This window comes from Streptomyces sp. NPDC018026 (assembly GCF_044327745.1).
GTDB lineage: Bacteria > Actinomycetota > Actinomycetes > Streptomycetales > Streptomycetaceae > Streptomyces > Streptomyces rubrogriseus.
In genome coordinates this window covers 1-1082 of sequence record NZ_JBIRFY010000055.1, presented here as the reverse complement: position 1 = coordinate 1082, position 1082 = coordinate 1, and the positions used below count along the sequence as shown (strand labels likewise).

Annotated in this window: 2 protein-coding genes; both read right to left on the bottom strand. The window is 69.5% G+C overall.

Features of this window, described 5'->3' with window-relative positions:
• Positions 1–244: biotin/lipoyl-containing protein (locus ACH4D3_RS41225; RefSeq protein WP_398332892.1), on the bottom strand; the 244-nt coding region annotated here is incomplete at its 3' end.
• Between the two features lie 10 nt (positions 245–254).
• The coding region (locus ACH4D3_RS41220) for an alpha-ketoacid dehydrogenase subunit beta (RefSeq protein WP_398332891.1) at positions 255–1082 on the bottom strand (828 nt) is incomplete at its 5' end.

Genomic DNA, 1082 nt, shown 5'->3' with positions numbered 1-1082 from the left:
CGATGATGGAGGTGCCCACGTCGACCGTGGTGCCCTCGGGGAAGTGCAGTTCGCGGACCACGCCGTCGTAGGGGATGGGCAGTTCGACGGCGGCCTTGGCCGTCTCGACCTCGCACACCACCTGCCCGTCGGTGACCGTGTCACCGGGCTGGACGTACCACTTGAGGATCTCGGCCTCGGTGAGCCCCTCACCCACGTCGGGCATCTTGAACTCACGCACGGAACTGTCCGTCATCGTCGTCACGCTCCCCTCCTCAGTACGCCAGCGAGCGGTCGACGGCATCCAGCACCCGGTCCAGATCGGGCAGGTACTCCTCCTCCAGACGCGCCGGCGGATACGGCGCGTGGTAGCCGCCGACCCTCAGCACCGGGGCCTCCAGATGGTAGAAGCAGCGCTCCGTGATCCGGGCCGCGATCTCCGCACCCGAACCCAGGAACACCGGCGCCTCGTGAACCACCACCAGACGGCGGGTCTTCTCCACCGACGCCTGAACGGTGTCGAAGTCCACCGGCGAGATCGACCGCAGGTCGACCACCTCCAGGGAACGCCCCTCCTCGGCGGCCGCGTCGGCGACCTCCTGGCACAGCTTCACCATCGGACCGTACGCGGCAAGCGTCAGGTCGCTGCCCTCGCGCACCACCCGCGCGGCGTGCAGCGGGCCCGGGATGGCCTCCGCGTCCACCTCGGCCTTGTCCCAGTAGCGGCGCTTGGGCTCGAAGTAGATCACCGGGTCGTCGCTCTGGATGGCCTGCTGCATCATCCAGTACGCGTCCGCCGCGTTGGACGGGCTGACCACCTTCAGGCCCGCCACGTGCGCGAACAGCGCCTCGGGGGACTCGGAGTGGTGCTCGACCGCGCCGATGCCGCCGCCGTAGGGGATGCGGATGACGACCGGCATCCTGACCTTGCCCAGCGAGCGGGCGTGCATCTTCGCCAGCTGGGTGACGATCTGGTCGTAGGCCGGGAAGACGAAGCCGTCGAACTGGATCTCCACCACCGGCCGGTACCCGCGCAGGGCCAGGCCGATCGCGGTGCCGACGATGCCGGACTCGGCCAGCGGGGTGTCGATGACCCGGTCCTC